11 protein-coding genes are annotated in these 16,845 nt (G+C 70.0%); 8 read left to right on the forward strand and 3 right to left on the reverse strand.

The window, feature by feature from the left end; all coding sequences use genetic code 11:
* The 4 genes from ON26_RS09580 to car all read left to right on the forward strand — a co-directional run.
* Positions 1–947: pseudouridine synthase (locus ON26_RS09580; protein ID WP_245545790.1), on the forward strand; the 947-nt coding region annotated here is incomplete at its 5' end.
* A gap of 65 nt (positions 948–1,012) precedes the next feature.
* The gene (gene cmk, locus ON26_RS09585; RefSeq protein WP_040795821.1) at positions 1,013–1,681 is read left to right on the forward strand and encodes a (d)CMP kinase; all 669 of its coding nucleotides are present in this window, start codon (positions 1,013–1,015) and stop codon (positions 1,679–1,681) included.
* Positions 1,678–3,096, forward strand: coding sequence for a ribosome biogenesis GTPase Der (gene der / locus ON26_RS09590; RefSeq protein ID WP_040795688.1), 1,419 nt, complete (start codon positions 1,678–1,680; stop codon positions 3,094–3,096). Before cmk ends, der begins: the two co-directional genes overlap by 4 nt.
* A gap of 41 nt (positions 3,097–3,137) precedes the next feature.
* A complete protein-coding gene (car, locus tag ON26_RS09595; RefSeq protein ID WP_083883975.1) occupies positions 3,138–6,701 on the forward strand; it encodes a carboxylic acid reductase in 3,564 nt (1,187 codons plus the stop codon).
* A gap of 72 nt (positions 6,702–6,773) precedes the next feature.
* On the opposite strand, the gene ON26_RS33240 is transcribed toward car, so the two are convergent.
* On the reverse strand, positions 6,774–6,911 hold the full coding sequence (locus ON26_RS33240) for a hypothetical protein (protein ID WP_157171840.1): 138 nt from the start codon (positions 6,909–6,911) through the stop codon (positions 6,774–6,776).
* Positions 6,908–9,010, reverse strand: coding sequence for a M3 family metallopeptidase (locus ON26_RS09600; protein WP_040795689.1), 2,103 nt, complete (start codon positions 9,008–9,010; stop codon positions 6,908–6,910). The genes ON26_RS33240 and ON26_RS09600 overlap by 4 nt, the downstream gene beginning before the upstream one ends.
* Before the next feature lie 176 nt (positions 9,011–9,186).
* On the opposite strand from ON26_RS09600, the gene ON26_RS34175 reads away from it, so the two are divergent.
* From ON26_RS34175 to ON26_RS09615, 3 genes are read left to right on the forward strand one after another with little or no spacing between them, the layout of a single operon-like run.
* On the forward strand, positions 9,187–11,280 hold the full coding sequence (locus tag ON26_RS34175) for a TerD family protein (RefSeq protein WP_040795690.1): 2,094 nt from the start codon (positions 9,187–9,189) through the stop codon (positions 11,278–11,280).
* A gap of 59 nt (positions 11,281–11,339) precedes the next feature.
* Complete coding sequence (locus ON26_RS09610; protein WP_040795691.1) at positions 11,340–12,278, forward strand: ABC transporter ATP-binding protein; 939 nt, start codon at positions 11,340–11,342, stop codon at positions 12,276–12,278.
* Positions 12,275–13,930, forward strand: a complete 1,656-nt coding sequence (locus ON26_RS09615; RefSeq protein WP_245545791.1) for an ABC transporter permease — start codon at positions 12,275–12,277, stop codon at positions 13,928–13,930. The genes ON26_RS09610 and ON26_RS09615 overlap by 4 nt, the downstream gene beginning before the upstream one ends.
* A 231-nt stretch (positions 13,931–14,161) precedes the next feature.
* On the opposite strand, the gene ON26_RS09620 is transcribed toward ON26_RS09615, so the two are convergent.
* Positions 14,162–15,190, reverse strand: coding sequence for an ABC transporter ATP-binding protein (locus tag ON26_RS09620; RefSeq protein WP_174375390.1), 1,029 nt, complete (start codon positions 15,188–15,190; stop codon positions 14,162–14,164).
* Positions 15,191–15,634: 444 nt separating this feature from the next.
* Here ON26_RS09620 and ON26_RS09625 point away from each other — a divergent pair, with 444 nt between their 5' ends.
* Positions 15,635–16,792, forward strand: coding sequence for a PucR family transcriptional regulator (locus ON26_RS09625; RefSeq protein ID WP_051026877.1), 1,158 nt, complete (start codon positions 15,635–15,637; stop codon positions 16,790–16,792).
* Positions 16,793–16,845 lie beyond the last annotated feature (53 nt).

Genomic DNA, 16,845 nt, shown 5'->3' on the forward strand with positions numbered 1-16,845 from the left:
CCGCCCAGGGTGGATCCACCGCCGGGCGACCCAAGCCCGCCGGCCAGTTCAAGCCCGCTGCCGCAGCAGCCAAGCCCACCGGCAAGAAGGCGAAGAATCCCAAGCCGCAGCGCCAGACGGCCGCCGCCCCGCTGCTGAGCAATGCCAAACCGGCCCGTCGCCAGAACGTCGAGCCCGCCCACACCGAGGGCCCCGTCAAGCTGCCGTGGGGTGAGGGCGAGCGGCTGCAGAAGGTGCTGGCCAAGGCCGGTGTTGCCTCGCGGCGCGCGGCCGAGGAGATGATCGACCAGGGCCGGGTCGAGGTCGACGGCGTGATCGTGCGCGAGCAGGGCCTGCGGATCGACCCGCAGACCGCGGTGGTGCGTGTAGACGGCACCCGCGTGGTGGTGCGCGACGAACTGGTACACGTCGCGCTCAACAAGCCCAAGGGCTGGCAGTCGACCATGTCCGACGACCTGGGCCGCCCCTGCGTGGGTGACATCGTGGCCGAGCGGATCGCCGCCGGTCAGCGCCTGTTCCACGTCGGCCGCCTCGACGCCGACACCGAGGGTCTGCTGCTGCTCACCAACGACGGCGACCTCGCACACCGGCTCATGCACCCCTCCTACGAGGTCTCCAAGACCTACCTGGCGACCGTGCACGGCGAGGTGAACAACAAGCTCGTCGGCAAGCGCCTGCGCGAGGGCGTCGAACTCGACGACGGCCCGGCCAAGGTCGACCGCTTCCAGGTGCTCGAGGTCGGCGAGGGCCGTTCGCTGGTGAAGATCGTGCTGCACGAAGGCCGCAAGCACATCGTGCGCAGGCTGCTCGACGCGGTCGGCCATCCGGTGACCCGGCTGGTGCGCACCCATATCGGCCCGGTGGTGCTGGGCGATCAACGGCCCGGCACGTTGCGGGTGCTCGGCCGCGACGAAATCGGCAAACTCTACGAGGCGGTCCAGCTGTGAACGGTGTGCAGGTCCCGGCGGAACTCGACAACGCGGTGTCCGGCGACGGTCCGCTGACCGTCGCGATGGACGGTCCGTCGGGCACCGGCAAGTCCAGCGTCTCCCGCAAGCTCGCGCTGCGGCTCGGCGCCCGCTATCTGGACACCGGCGCCATGTACCGGGTGGCGACGCTGCGCGTGTTGCGCGCGGGCGCGGACCTCGATGATCCGGCGTCCATCATCGCCGCGGTGAAGGAACTGCCGCTGAGCATCGGCACCGACCCCACCCGCGAATTCGTCGAACTCGACGGCGAGGACGTCTCCGCGGAGATTCGCGGCGACGCCGTCACCAAGGCCGTCTCCGCCGTCTCGGCGGTGGGCGAGGTGCGTGAGGTGCTCGTCGCGACCCAGCGCGAGATCGCCGCGGAGGCGGGCCGCATCGTGGTCGAGGGCCGCGACATCGGCACCGTCGTGCTGCCCGGCGCGGACGCGAAGATCTACCTGACCGCCTCCGCGCAGGCCCGCGCGCAGCGGCGCAACGAACAGAACATCCGCGAGGGCCGTGGCGACGACTACGCGGCCGTGCTGGCCGACGTGCAGCGCCGTGACACCCTCGATTCCACCCGCGCGGTGTCCCCGCTGCGTCCCGCCGAGGACGCGGTGCTCGTGGACACCAGCGAGCTGACCATGGACGAGGTCATCGACGAGCTGTATCGCGTCGTGGCGCAGCGTATCGCGACAGGAAGTGCACAGTGAGCGAAGACGTACTGGCCGGAGACGGCATCTGGACCGACGAATCCGAATGGGAACTGGTCGATTTCGAGGGTGAGCACGAGGGCGAGGAACAACTCGCCATGCCGACGCTCGCCGTGGTCGGCCGGCCGAACGTCGGCAAGTCGACCCTGGTGAACCGGATTCTCGGCCGCCGCGAGGCGGTCGTCGAGGACATTCCCGGCGTCACCCGCGACCGCGTCTCCTACGAGGCGAACTGGGCCGGGCGGCGCTTCCTGGTACAGGACACCGGCGGCTGGGAGCCCGACGCCAAGGGCCTGCAGCAGGCCGTGGCCAGGCAGGCCGAGCTGGCGATGGCGACCGCGGACGCCATCCTGCTGGTGGTCGATGCCACCGTCGGCGCGACCGCGACCGACGAGGCGGCGGTGAAGAAGCTGCGCCGGTCGAAGATCCCGGTCGTCCTGGTCGCCAACAAGGTCGACGATCAGCGTGTGGAAGCCGAGGCCGCGGCACTGTGGTCGCTGGGGCTCGGTGAGCCGCGCATGGTCAGCGCCGCGCACGGCCGCGGCACCGGCGATCTCCTCGACGACGTGCTCTCGGTGCTGCCGGAGACCCCGCGCGAGGGCACCGGGGGCACCGGACCGCGCCGTGTCGCCCTGGTCGGCAAGCCGAACGTCGGCAAGTCGAGCCTGCTCAACAAGCTGGCCGGCGACGAGCGCTCGGTCGTCCACGATGTCGCGGGCACCACCGTCGATCCGGTGGACTCGCTGGTCGAACTCGGCGGCAAGATCTGGAAGTTCGTCGACACCGCGGGCCTGCGCCGCAAGGTCGGCAACGCCAGCGGCACCGAGTTCTACGCCTCGCTGCGCACCAAGTCGGCACTCGAGGCCTCGGAGGTCGCGATCATGCTGATCGACGCTTCCCAGCCGATCACCGAACAGGATCTGCGGGTGATCAGCCTGGTCGCCGATTCCGGCCGGGCGCTGGTGCTGGCGTTCAACAAGTGGGATCTCGTCGACGAGGACCGCAGGTTGCAGCTGGACAAGGAGGTCGACCGCGACCTGGTCCGGGTGCCGTGGGCGCAGCGGGTGAACATCTCCGCGCACACCGGCCGGGCCGTGCAGAAGCTGGTGCCGGCGATGGAGACCGCGCTCGAGTCCTGGGACAAGCGCATCTCCACCGGCCGGTTGAACAACTGGCTCAAGGAGGTCGTGGCCGCGACCCCGCCGCCGATGCGTGGCGGCAGGCTGCCGCGCGTGCTGTTCGCGACGCAGGCCTCGACCCGACCGCCGACGTTCGTGCTGTTCACCACCGGCTTCCTGGAGGCCGGTTACCGCCGGTTCCTGGAGCGGCGGCTGCGTGAAGAGTTCGGTTTCGACGGTTCGCCGGTGCGCATCTCGGTGCGCGTGCGCGAGAAGCGGGACCGCAACAAGAAGTGAGTTCGCCGCCGGGGTGCGCGGCAGCGCGCACCCCGGAGCGAATGTTATCGGGGATTCTTAGGTGGGCTAACGTATCGGGGGAGTTGTCCGCGTCACCCCCGAGAGGTCCACCGGTGGATCAGACCCGATCTTCGCGACTGCGTCAGCGCGTCGCCGAATTGCATGCCGCCGACACCGAGGTGCGCGGCGCCACCCCGGATCCCGCCGTCACCGAAGCGATCAACCAGCCTGGTCTGCGTCTGCGCGAGCTGATCGCCACGGTCTTCGAGGCCTACGCCGACCGGCCCGCCCTGGCCCGCCGCACGAGCGAACTCGTCGTCGACGAGGGGAGTGGCACACGGATCCGCCGCCTGCTGCCCTCCTTCGACAAGATCACCTATCGCGAACTCGGCGAGCGGATGCGCGCCGTGGCGAGCGCCTGGCGCCACGATGACCGCCTCGGGCTGCGTGCGGGCGATTTCGTCGCCACCCTGGGCTTCAACAGCGTCGACTACGCCGTCGTCGAGCTGGCCTGCGCCGAAGCCGGCGTGGTCACCGTGCCGCTGCAGGCGAGCGCCTCGGTGGAGCGGCTGTCGGCGATTCTGGCCGAGACCGAGCCGACGATCCTGGCCGTCGGCCTGGACTCGCTGCCGCACGCCGTGGACTGCGTCCGCACCGGCGTCGCGCCGCGCGCCGTCCACGTCTTCGACTACGACCCCGGCCTCGACGACCACCGCGCCGTCCTCGCCGCCGCCCGCGCCCGCCTCGCCGAGGCGGACAGCCCGATCCGGCTGGAGACCCTGTCCGAGATCGAGGAGCGCGGCCGCACCCTGCCGCCGGTGCCCGCCGACGACCGCACCGACGACGACCCGCTGGCGCTGCTCGTCTACACCTCCGGCAGTACCGGAACTCCCAAGGGCGCCATGTACACCGAGCGCCTGGTGAAGATCATGTGGCTGGGCCAGCTGCCGCTCGCCGCCGTGAACTTCAACTACATGCCGCTGAGCCACGTCGCCGGCCGGTTGAGCCTGTTCGGCCTGCTCGCCCGCGGTGGCGTCGCCTACTTCACCGCGAGCAGTGACATGTCCACCCTGTTCGAGGATCTCGCGCTGGCCCGCCCGACCGAGATGTTCGTGGTGCCGCGCGTCTGCGAGATGGTGTTCCAGCGCTTCCAGAGCGAGATGCAGCGTCGCACGGTCACCGAGGCCGACCGCGAGGACGTCGAGCGGGAAGTGAAAGCGCTGCTGCGCGAACAGCTCTTCGGCGACCGGCTGCTGTCGGTGGTGTGCGGCAGCGCACCGCTGGCACCGGAGCTCAAGGCGTTCATGGAATCGGTGCTCGACCTGGCCCTGCTCGACGGCTACGGTTCCACCGAAGCGGGCGCCAGCGTGGTCATCGAGTCGAAGGTGCGCCGCCCACCGGTGCTCGACTACCGCCTCGCCGACGTTCCCGAACTCGGCTACTTCCGCACGGACCAGCCGCATCCGCGCGGCGAACTGCTGCTGAAGACCGTCTCGATGATCCCGGGCTACTACAAGCGCCCCGAGCTCGATGCCCAGATCTTCGACGAGGACGGCTATTACCGCACCGGCGATATCGTCGCCGAGCTGGAGCCGGACCGCCTCGTCTACCTGGATCGCCGCAACAATGTGCTGAAGCTGGCCCAAGGCGAGTTCGTCACCATCGCGCGGCTCGAGGCCGTGTTCAACCACAGCCCGCTGGTGCACCAGATCCTGGTCTACGGCAACAGCGAACGCTCCTTCCTGCTGGCCGTCGTCGTCCCAGCCGACGAAGCGCGCGGCGGCGACCCGGCACAGGTGAAGGCCCGCATCATGGCCTCGCTGCGGGAGATCGCCAAGGACGCCGAGCTGGAGTCCTACGAGATCCCGCGCGACGTGATCGTCGAAACCGAGCCGTTCACGGTGGAATCCGGCTTGCTCTCCGGCATCGGCAAGATCCTGCGCCCCGCCGTGGAAGCGCGCTACCGCGATCGCCTCGAGCAGCTCTACAGCGATCTCGCCGCGGCCCGGAACGACGAACTGCTCGCCCTGCGCCGCGACGCCGCCGACCGCCCGGTTCTCGAGACCGTCACCCGTGCGGCCGCCGCGATCCTCGGCTCCGAGGAGAGCCTGCCCGCTGCCGCCCATTTCGGTGACCTCGGCGGCGACTCGCTGGCGGCCCTGTCGCTGTCGAACCTGCTGCGCGAGATCTTCGCCGTGGAGGTGCCCGTCGGCGTCATCACCGGCCCGGCCACCGACCTGCGCGCACTGGCCGAGCACATCCGCGCCGAACGCGAAACAGATTCCAGCCGAGCGGTTTTCGACCGCGTCCATGCCGACGAGGCACGGGTGACCGTCGCCGAACTCACCCTCGCCGCGTTCCTCGACGAGGCCACCCTCGCCGCGGCGCCCGGCCTGCCTCGGCCCGTGGAAACTCCGCGCACCGTGCTGCTCACCGGCGCCAACGGCTACCTGGGCCGGTTCCTGTGCCTGGAGTGGCTCGAGCGCCTGGACCGTATCGACGGACGGCTGATCTGCGTGGTCCGCGGCGCCGACCGCGCCGCCGCACTGGCCCGCCTCGAGGAGGCGTTCGACACCGGCGATGCCGAGCTGACCCGGCATTTCAAGGATCTGGCCGGCCGCAGGCTGGAAGTTCTCGCGGGCGATATCGGCGAACCCGGCCTCGGCCTCGACCCGGCGGTGTGGCAGCGTCTGGCCGCCGACATCGACCACATCGTGCACCCCGCCGCCCTGGTCAACCATGTGCTGCCGTACCGGCAGCTGTTCGGTCCCAATGTGGTCGGGACCGCCGAAATCCTGCGCCTGGCCCTGACCGAGCGGCTCAAGCCCGTCGACTTCCTGTCCACCGTCGCCGTCGCCGCACAGATCCCGCCCGGCCGCTTCACCGAGGACGGCGACATCCGGCTCATGAGCCCTGAGCGCGCCGTCGACCGCGGGTACGCCAACGGCTACGGCAACAGCAAGTGGGCGGGCGAGGTCCTGCTGCGCGAAGCCCACGACCTGTGCGGGCTGCCGGTCACCGTCTTCCGATCCGACATGATCCTGGCGCACAGCCGTTTCGCCGGGCAGCTCAACATCCCCGATGTCTTCACCCGGCTGCTGCTGAGCATCCTCGCCACCGGCGTCGCCCCCGTGTCCTTCTACGCGGACACCGTCGAAGGCCGGCGCCCCCGCGCCCACTACGACGGCCTGCCCGCCGACTTCACCGCCACCGCGATCACCGAACTCGGCGCCCGCACCGAAGGTTTCCGCACCTACAACGTGCTCAATCCGCACGACGACGGCATCAGCCTGGACACCTTCGTCGACTGGCTCGTCGACGCGGGCCATCCCATCGAACGCATCCCTGTCCACCGCGACTGGGTCACCCGCTTCGAAACCGCCCTGCACGCCCTGCCGGAACAGCAGCGCAAGCACTCCGTGCTGCCGCTCCTGCACGCCTACCGCCGCCCCTCCCCGGCGTCGGCGGGCTCGGCCCTGCCCGGCTCGGAGTTCCTGGCCGCCGTGCGTGCGGCGGGTCCGGCCACCGGCGGGGACGTGCCCCACCTGTCCGCCGAGCTGATCGGCAAATACGTCAGCGACCTGCGGTTGCACGGACTGATCTGACCGCGCGGCGTCGTCGCCCACCCGCGCGGGTGAGCGGTCGACGCGCCTGCGCAGTCCCGCTGTCGACGCCGGTCAGGTGCGGGCAGCGCACTCGCCGGAGATGTAATAGGCCTGGGCGTCGAGGATTTCCCCGGCCCGGTGGCGGAGGCGTTGCGCGAGCGGTCCCCGCTCGCGCAACCGACGGCAGGCCGGCGGATCCGCCCTGCTCATGCCGGGAGCAGTCCGCGCCGCTCCAGCAGCGGCTCGATATCGGGCCCCCGTCCGCGCACGGCGGCGAACGCCTCCATCGGATCGACCGACCCGCCGCGGGCGAGCAGTTCGCGGCGGAAGATCTCGCCCTTCTCGCGGATCGTGCCCGCGCCGTCGTCGAACCAGCGCACGGTGTCGGCGTCGAGCACCTCACTCCAGATGTAGGAGTAGTAGCCGGCCGAATATCCACCGGAGAAGATGTGGGCGAAGTAGCCGGTGCGGTAGCGCGGGGGGATGGCGTCGAGCGTCAGGCCCGCGGCGTGCAGGGCGCGATGCTCGAATTCCTCGGCATCGCCGGGATTCTCACCGGCTGGAAGCCGGTGCCAAGCCCAGTCCAGCCGGGTGGCGGCGAGGTATTCGACGGTGCGGAAGCCTTCGCCGAACCGGGAGGCCTCGCGCATGCGCTCGACGAGGTCGGCGGGCATCGGCTCGCCGGTGCCGACGTGGCGGGCGTAGCGGGACAGGATCTCCGGGCGATCCATCCACATCTCGTTGACCTGGGAGGGGAACTCCACGAAATCGCGGGGTACTTCGGTGCCGGAGAAGAAGGGATACCGCACGTCGGAGAACAAGCCGTGCAGGGCGTGGCCGAACTCGTGGAAGAGGGTGCGGACGTTGTCCCAGGTGAGCAGGACGGGCTCGCCCTCCGGAGGACGGGCGATATTGAGGTTGTTGACCACCACGGCGCGGGTGCCGAGCAGGTGCGACTGCGCGACGAGCTCGTTCATCCACGCCCCGCCGCGCTTGGACGGGCGGGCGAAGTAGTCGCCGAGGAACAGTCCCAGCGGTGAGCCGTCGGCGTCGAACACCTCGAAGACGCGGACATCCGGGTGGTAGCCGACGAGGTCGTCGCGTTCCCGCAGCGTGATGCCGTAGACCAGTTCGGCCGCGTGGAAGACGCCTTCCCGCAGCACCCGCTCCAGCTCCAGATAGGGGCGCAACGCCGAGCTGTCGAACGAGAAACGCTCGGCCCGAAGCTTTTCCGACCAGAACTGCCAGTCCCAGGGCTGTAGCTCGCCGTCGGCGCCCGCCGCGCGCATGGCCTCGGCGAGCTCGCCCGCCTCGCGTTCGGCATTGGCCACCGCGGGCGGCACGAGCCGGGCCAGCATCCGCTCCACCTCGTCGGCGGTCTTCGCGGTCTGATCGGCCACCGCGTAGCTCGCATGGTCCGGGTACCCGAGCAGGGCGGCGCGCTCGGCACGCAGTGCGGCGATGCGTGCGGCCAGGACGGCATTGACCGAATCGGCCGAGCGGTCGGCGTAGTCGGTCGTCGCGTCGTTCGCCGGGATGTCCGCGGCTGCGGCGCCTTCGAACCCGCGGGTCAGCGAGGCCTGCAGCACCCGCCGCCGCAGCTCCCGATCGGACAGTTCGGCCAGCACCGGTTGGTTCGACACGTTCTGCAGGCGCAGCGCCCACGCGTCGTCACGGCCGAGCGCGCGTGCGTTCTCGGCGGCGGTCGCGACCGCGCCCGGATCCAGCCCGGCCAGTTCCTGTTCGCGGGTCACCAGCACGGTCGCGGCATTGCTGGCGGCGAGCAGGTTCTGTCCGAATCGCGTTGCCGCCGTGGCCAGTTCGGTGTTCAGCTCGCGGAGGCGGCGCTGACCCGCCGCGTCGAGCCGGGCGCCCGCCCGCACGAACTTCAGGTGGTACTGCTCGAGCAGGCGCTCGTCCTGCGCGTCCAGCCCCAGTTCCCCGCGCCGCTCGTAGAGCGACTCGATTCGTGCGAACAGACCGGGATCCAACTGGATCGCGTCGCGGTGCGCGGCCAGGCGGGGCGACACCTCCGCCTCGATCGCGTCGATCCCCGGCGTGGTGTCCGAGGAGGATTCGTTGAAGAACACCGCGCTCACTCGCGTGAGCAATGATCCCGAACGCTCCAGCGCCACAATCGTGTTCTCGAAGGTGGGGGCCTCGCCGGACTCCGCGATGGCGGCGACCTCGGCCAGCTGCTCGGCCATGCCGCGCTCGAAGGCGGGCAGATAGTGCTCTTCCTCGATCTGCGCGAACGGCGGCAACTCGTAGGGCAGCGCACTGCGCTCGAAGAACGGATTGCTCGTCATGCCTCCGACCCTATGTCGACAACTGGTCAAACATTTTGTGAGCCATGTAACAGGCTGTCGGGGAGTCTCGATAGCGCTCTCGTCCGCCCGGATCCGGGCGACCAGTGCGCGGGCACGTTGCCGAACCGGCCGAGCCCGCATCGAAGCGAGCCGAATCGTCGAAGGGTGCACCACCGATGTCCACGATGCTTTCCAAGGGGCAGAACGTCCCGCTGCCCGACGATGTGGAACGTCTCGACGTCGTGCTCGCGTGGAGCGAGTCCGAGATCGAGGTCGACGCTTCGGCGCTGCTGCTCGGCGAGGACGGAAAGGTCGGCAGCGACGCCGATTTCGTGTTCTACAACCAGCCCGAGTCGGCCGACGGCGCGGTTCGGTTCCTCGGGGTGAGCACCACCGAGGAGGGTGCGCAGGCCCGCATCGCCGTCGACCTCACGGCCGTGCCCGAGCGCGTCCACAGCGTGGCCCTGGTGGGCAGCCTCGGTGCGGGCGCGTTCGGGGATCTGGGCAAGCTCTCGCTGCGGGTCGTCGACGCGGCCGGGCACTCGCTGGCGGAGTACCTGACCGCCGACGCCACCACCGAAACCGCCTTCGTCTTCGGAGAGATCTATCGCAGGGGCGGGGCATGGAAGGTCCGCGCCGTCGGCCAGGGCTGGGACTCCGGATTGGCCGGTGTCGCCACGAACTTCGGCGTCCAGATCGATGACGACGGCACAGATGACGACGGCGCCGATGACGGCGGTGCCGAGACCGAGGCGGGTCCGGCGGAAGCCGAGCCCGCGGCCGTTGCCGAGAGCGCGGGCAGTGCGCCGGCCGGGCGGGGGCGGATCGACGCCCAGCCCACCGAGCCGCGAACCGTCGCGGCGCCCGAGGCGGACCGCCCGGCCGGAACGGACCCCGCATCCGCCGCGCCCCGCAGGCGGGGCGTGCGCACCGTCAAGCGTGCCCCGAAGAAGGTGCAGCCGCTGCGATTCACCCTGGCCGAGCAGGACACCTGGCAACCCGCTCGCCTGTTCTCGGTGATCGGCGTCGGCGCGGGTGAGGAACAGGAGCGCCGCGCCACCGCCGCACTGATCGCCACCATGCAGTCCGTCCGCCCGTTCGCCCGCGCCATCTGCGCCCGTATCGGTGCACCCGCCGGCCTGTTCGAGGGCTTCATCGAAGTGCCCTACGAGCGAGGCGAATCCAAGGTGATTCCCGACGCCGTGCTCCGGGTCGCACGAGGCGGGCGCATATGGACGGCACTGCTCGAGGTGAAGACGGGCAACGGCAAACTCGACCGCACCCAGCTGGAGAACTATCTGGACGTGGCGCGCCGCAAGAAGTACGACGTGGTCGTCAGCCTCTCCAATGATGTGCCCGCGAGTCCGGGGGAACTGCCGGTCGAGGTGGATCGGCGCAAGCTCACCAAAGTCTCGCTGCGGCACCTGTCGTGGGCGGAGGTCGCGCACGAGGCCCGCATGCTCGTCGGCCACGGCGGCATCGACAACGAATTGCAGGCTTGGATTCTCACCGAATTCCTGCGCTATCTCGACCATCCGCGCTCGGGCGCCGCGGAGTTCACCGACATGGGCAGGCATTGGGTGGCCGTGCGCGACGCAGTGACCGCGGGCACGCTGCGGGCGGGTGACCGCAAGGCGCTGGCGGTGGCGGAGACCTGGTCGTCGCTGTCGCGTCATCTCGCCCTGCGGCTGACCGCCGAACTCGGCGTCACCGTCAAGCACGTGCTGCCGCGCAAGTTCCGCACCGATCCGGCCGCGCGCAGTGCCGCGGTCGCCGAGCGCCTGGCCGGCGACGGCACGTTCGAGGCGGTCCTGCGCATCCCCGACACGGCCGGGGACCTGGTGGTCGTCGCCGACGTCCGCACCAATCGAGTGCGCTGCCGCACCACCGTCGAGGCCCCGAACGAGGGCACCTCGGGCCGCCGGGTGAACTGGCTGCTGCGCCAGCTGGAGAAGGCGCCCGGCGACGTGCAGGTGGAGGCGGTGTTCTCCGAACGCGGCAACGAGGCATGCGAGCATCTGTCGACTGTGCGCGCGACACCGAAGGCGCTCACCGAGGGGCGATCGGGCTCGATCGTGTCGTTCACCGTCGAGCAGTCGTTCCCGCTGGGCAGCAGGCGCTCGGGAACATCGGCCAGTTTCGTCGCCTCGGTGACCGCGGCGACCGACGCTTTCTACGGGGCGGTGGTGCAATCTCTGCGCGAGTGGGTGCCCGCCGCCCCCAAGCAGGCCGAACCGGTGCTCGCCGAGGCAGCGCTCGCCGAGTCCTGATACGGGTGCGCCCGCCGCGTCCGCTGTCCAGCGCGGTCCCGCGGGTGCACTATCGAGTCATGGACGATGTGGTGATCTCGATCGAAGGTCTCGTCAAGACGTTCGGACCGGTCCGCGCCCTCGACGGCCTCGATCTCCACGTGAGCGCCGGCGAGGTCCACGGTTTCCTCGGCCCGAACGGCTCGGGCAAGACCACGGCGATCCGGGTGCTGCTCGGGCTCTACCGCGCCGACGCCGGTGACGTGCGCGTGCTGGATATGGATCCGTGGCGGGATGCCGTCTCTCTGCACGCCCGGCTCACCTATGTCCCCGGCGACGTGACGTTGTGGCCGGGCATCACCGGAGGGGAGGTCATCGACCTGATGGGGCGGCTGCGCGGCGGCCTGGATCCCCGGAAGCGGGCCGAACTGCTGGAGCGCTTCGATCTCGATCCCAGCCGCAAGGCGCGGACCTACTCCAAAGGCAACCGGCAGAAGGTCGCCCTGGTGGCGGCTCTGGCCTGCGAGACCGAGCTCTACCTGATGGACGAGCCCACCTCCGGCCTCGACCCGCTGATGGAAGCGCAATTCCAGCAGTACGTGCGCGAGTTGGTCGCGCAGGGGCGGACCATCCTGCTGTCCAGCCATATCCTCGCCGAGGTCGAAGCACTGTGCGACCGGGTGAGCATCATCCGCAACGGACGCATCGTAGAGAGCGGCACCCTCTCCGAGCTGCGCCACTTGACGCGCACCACGGTCACCGCCGAGACCCAGCGCCCGGTCGAAGGCCTGGACGCCCTGGCCGGCGTGCACGACCTGGTGCGCGAAGACGGAAGAGTCCGGTTCGAGGTGGACGGTCCAGGAATGGACGCGGCGCTGCGGGTGCTGACCGCCGCCGGCGTGCGCTCCCTGACCAGCGCCCCGCCCACGCTCGAGGAAGTCTTCCTGCGCCACTACGCCGCCGAGGGCGCGCCCGGTTCGCAGACCGCGGACTCCACATCCGAGGCGGCGACCTCATGACCGTGCGAACCGGCGCGGACGCCGCGGCCACCACGGCCGCGCAGGCGCAGGCAGGCGAGATCGCCCCGCAGGGCACGGCCGGCTGGAGCACGCTCCTGGTTTTCGCGCTGCGCCGTGAACGTGTCACCCTGCCGTGCTGGGTGGCGGGAATCGGTGCCCTGCTGGCATTCCAGTCGGTCAGTAGCCAGAACCTCTACGACACGGCGGAAAAACTCCGCCAGCTCCGCTCCACCATGGGCAGTAACGCGGCCGCGGTGGCGATGGGCGGCCCCACCGGGCTGCTCGACAGCATCGGCGGCGAAGTGCTGTTCGAGATCTTCGCCTACATCGCCGTGGTCACCGGCCTGATGAGCATGTTCCTGATCGGCAGGCACACCAGGGCCGACGAGGAGACCGGACGTGCGGAACTGCTGCGATCGGCCCGCGTCGGCCGCCGCGCCCCGGTCACAGCGGCATTGGCGCTGGCCGGGATAGGGAACGCCGCGGTCGGGGTGACGCTGTTCGCCGTCGGCGTGGCCACCGGCCTGCCCGTCTCGGGAGCACTGCTGACCGGGGTCGCCATCGCCGGGATCGGTATCACCTTCGCCTCGGCGACAGTGGTGGCCGCGCAGGTCGCCGACGCCTCCCGGGTCGTCTACGGCACCGCCACCTTCCTCATCGCCGCGGCCTACGTGCTGCGCGCGATCGGCGACGTGGGCGACGGGCGGGCGGCCTGGTTGTCCCCGATCGGCTGGGGTCAGCGCACCTATCCGTTCGTCGAGGACCGCTGGTGGCCGGTGGCCTTGTTCGCGATCGTCAGCGCCGTACTGATCGCGCTGGCGTTCGTCCTGCTGGAGCGCCGCGATTTCGGCGCGGGCCTGGTGCGATCCGGTCGCGGGCGCGCGGAGGCGAGCCGGTGGCTGTCCTCGCCGCTCGGCCTGGCCTGGCGTCTGCAGCGCGGCGCGTTCATCGCCTGGGCATGCGGAGTTTTCCTGCTCGGCGTCGCGTACGGTTCCTTCGCGCAGAACATCGAGGAATTCCTCGCCGACAATCCGGCCATCGCGGAGTACCTGCCCGGCGGCGTCGAGGACGCCGTGGATTCCTATCTCGCGCTGACCCTCGGTTTGACCACCCTGCTGGCGGCGGCCTTCGGAATCTCCTCCGCCCTGCGGGCTCGCTCGGAGGAGACCGCGGGCTCCGCCGAACCGCTCCTCGCGGGTCCGGTCGGTCGCACGAGGTGGCTGGGCAGCCACCTCATGGTGGCTTTCCTGGGCGGTGCGGTGGTCACGGCGGCGGGCGGCCTGGGAGAGGGGCTGGTGCACGGCATGACGACCGACGACGCGCGGCAGCTGTGGCGTCTCACCATCGCGGCCCTGGTGCACCTGCCCGCGGTGTGGATCGTGCTGGGGGTGGCGGTACTCGTCTTCGGGTGGCTGCCCCGGCTCGGCGCCGTGGTGACCTGGGCATTCTTCGCCTACTGCGTGGTGTCGGTCCTGTTCGCCGAAGCCTTCGACCTGCCGTCGTGGTTCGACGAGGCCAGCCCGTGGTCGCATACTCCGCAGGCCCCGCTGGAGAGCGCGTCGATCACCTCGGCGGCGGTCCTGCTGGCGATCGCGGCGGTGTCGGTCGTGGCAGGCATCGCGGGCTTCCGCCACCGGGACACCGGCTACTGAGCATCTGCTCGCCGATGTCGCCCGGTGCGACGAGCAGGCCTTCCCGCAGTGCTACCGCGCGACCAGCCCTGGGGGTTCGTGCGGGGCCTGCGCGGGCGCACCTGTCGGGAGGTGGCGGACCATCCGGACGTGCCGCTGCCCACGGGCAAGATCCGGATCCGCGCCGGGCCGCATCGGATGGGGGCGGCCCCGCGCATCGCTACGTGAGGCGGCGCGCAAGGCCGGGGGAGATCAAGGGCGCAGCTGGGCGGCGGAGTACCTCGGCAGGACCTGGGTGTCGTCGCTGTGGGTCAGCGAGTCGTTGATCGCCGCCTGTGCGGCCGGCGGCAACTTGTGCATGATCTCGCGCACCCGCGCCTGACGACGGCCCACGGCCTGACGTACCGGCATGCCCGGGGTAGCCCGCATCTGCGGGATGATGCCCTCGACCTCCTCGGCGCCGCCGTGATGATGACCGGCATCCACCATGGCCTGCTCGCGCGCCATCTGCGCCTCGTCCTTCTCCTCCGACATACCGATCGGACCGATCATCCGGCCGTTGAGGAACTGCTTCACCACCGGCTCATCGGAGGTCAGCAACACCTCACGCGGACCGAACATCACCAACTCGCGGCGGAACAACATGCCGATATTGTCCGGCACCGTCCGCGCCAGATTGATGTTGTGGGTCACGATCAGGATCGTCGCGTCGATCTGAGCGTTGATATCGATCAACAACTGCGACAGATACGAGGTACGCACCGGATCCAGACCCGAGTCCGGCTCGTCGACCAGAATGATCTGCGGATCCAACACCAACGCCCGCGCCAACCCCGCGCGCTTACGCATACCACCGGAGATCTCCCCCGGCAGCTTGCCCTCCGCACCCAGCAGACCCGTGAGCTCGAGCTTCTCCATCACGATCGCCCGGATCTCCGACTCCGACTTCTTGGTGTGCTCGCGCAGCGGGAAGGCGACATTGTCGAACAGGTTCATCGACCCGAACAACGCACCGTCCTGGAACAGCACCCCGAACAGCTTGCGGATCTCGTAGAGCTCGGAGTTCGAACACGTCGTGATGTCGGTGTCGCCGATGAAGATCGACCCCCGCTCCGGCCGCAACAGCCCGATCAGCGACTTCAGGAACACCGACTTACCCGTACCCGACGGACCGAGCAGGGCGCTGACCTCACCGGCGGGAATCGTGAGCGAGACATCCTGCCAAATACGCTGCGAACCGAAGGACTTCGTCACACCCTCTGTTCTGACCTCGACGCCCACGCAAACCTCCACAATTCTCGGCGAGCCTCCGCGATGCGATCCGGTGCTGCGCGTCAACGGCCCTCGCGGACAAGTTACTGCAAATTCTGGCCCGGGGGAATCGGGTGCTACCAACTTGCCGGAGCGCGACACGCCGTCGACGTGGTCGGTGTCGGTGCGGAATATGTGTTCACTTGTTCCGGTCGAGACGTCAGCTGGGCGGCCGTATGAGCGGCTCGTGTCCCGTGCGGTGACGATTCGGCACCCGACCGGTGGACCGCGTTGTCAGTGGACCGTTGTACCGGCTGTAATGCTGGCGTACCGTTGATATTCATTCTCGACGACGATTATGGACGGGGTGGGCGGATGACCACAGCCGCTAGGGGTCGTGGCGCTGATCCGGTGCCCGGCGACGAACGGACCCACGGCGTACGCGGGATCGGCGCGGTGTCCCGATCGGGAAGAATGGTTGGTCACTTTTCGGTCGGTGCGTCCGGTTCGGTTTCCGAACCGGCGACGGGCCGGGATACACCGCTGGCGCGCGCCTGCCATGATCTCGCCGCCGCAACGCTGGCCGATGCCGACCCGGCCGCCGCCACCGCGCGCCTGGTGGAAGCCGCCGCCGGGTGCGCGCGCGAAGGTGTGACGCTCGCAGTGGTGCACCGGGCCGTATTCGACAATGTCCGGCGCGAATTCGACCGGTTGCGCACGACCGATACCCGGGCCGGAGCCGACCGCAGACTGTGGGAGACGCTGGAGAACATCACCGTCGCCGTCTCGTCCGGCTATCTCGACGAGGCGCGCACCCTCGGCGTGCCGCACCACAGCGCGGTGGACACCGTCACCGCGTCGCTGCTCGGCGGAATCGCCGACCCGGCCGAGGCCGACGAGTGCGGCATCGAACTCGCCGCGTCGTATTCGGTACTCGCCGTCGCACTGCCCCCGTCCGCGGCCCGCGCCGATGTCCCTCCCGCACAGCCCATCCGGGCCGCAGCGGTACTGTCCGCCGCTCCCGACGGACCGCGCGAGCCCGGTGGCAGGCAGATGTTGCGCCGAGTGCGCGCTGCTCTCGCCGAGCGCGGCGGTCCGAACGTGCTGTCCCTGCTCGGCCGCGACGGCGGCACGATACTCGTGCCCACCGCGGTGTCGGGTCGTCCCGAGGTGGCGCGCCTGGTCGACGCTGTGACCGAGGCGACAGGCGCCCCGATCATCGCCACCGTGGTCACCGGAGCCGCCCGCGTCGAACTTCCGGCCTCCGCCGAGTGCGCGCACGAACTACTGGACATGGTGCGCCGACTGCGCATGGATCCCGGCCTCTACCGCATGGCCGATCTGGCACTCGAATACCAGATCACCCGCCCCGGTCCGGGTCTCGACCATCTCGGCACCGTCCTCGACCCTCTCGACGCGCAACCGAAACTGCTCGAAACCCTGCGCTGCCATATCGGCAACGGCCTCAATCGCCAGCGCACCGCCCGCATGCTCGATCTGCACACCAACGGCTTGGACTATCGCCTGCGCCGGATCGGCAGGTTGACCGGCCACGACCCCGGCGATGCCAGGGGAATCTGTTACCTGCGAGCGGCATTGGTGGCCCGCAGCTATCGCGAACAGGCGCGATAGGCGGCAGGCACGGCGGTGCGATTTCCCACAGCCGATCATGTGTCACCGGCGCG

It is taken from the genome of Nocardia higoensis NBRC 100133 (assembly GCF_000308595.1).
Lineage (GTDB): Bacteria > Actinomycetota > Actinomycetes > Mycobacteriales > Mycobacteriaceae > Nocardia > Nocardia higoensis.

Coding starts and splice junctions, on each gene's coding strand:
- car (WP_083883975.1), top strand. CDS start 3,138: ATGTTATCGGGGATTCTTAGGTGGGCTAACGTATCGGGGGAGTTGTCC.
- ON26_RS33240 (WP_157171840.1), bottom strand. CDS start 6,911: ATGAGCAGGGCGGATCCGCCGGCCTGCCGTCGGTTGCGCGAGCGGGGA.
- cmk (WP_040795821.1), top strand. CDS start 1,013: ATGGACGGTCCGTCGGGCACCGGCAAGTCCAGCGTCTCCCGCAAGCTC.
- ON26_RS09615 (WP_245545791.1), top strand. CDS start 12,275: ATGACCGTGCGAACCGGCGCGGACGCCGCGGCCACCACGGCCGCGCAG.
- ON26_RS34175 (WP_040795690.1), top strand. CDS start 9,187: ATGTCCACGATGCTTTCCAAGGGGCAGAACGTCCCGCTGCCCGACGAT.
- ON26_RS09610 (WP_040795691.1), top strand. CDS start 11,340: ATGGACGATGTGGTGATCTCGATCGAAGGTCTCGTCAAGACGTTCGGA.
- ON26_RS09625 (WP_051026877.1), top strand. CDS start 15,635: ATGGTTGGTCACTTTTCGGTCGGTGCGTCCGGTTCGGTTTCCGAACCG.
- ON26_RS09600 (WP_040795689.1), bottom strand. CDS start 9,010: ATGACGAGCAATCCGTTCTTCGAGCGCAGTGCGCTGCCCTACGAGTTG.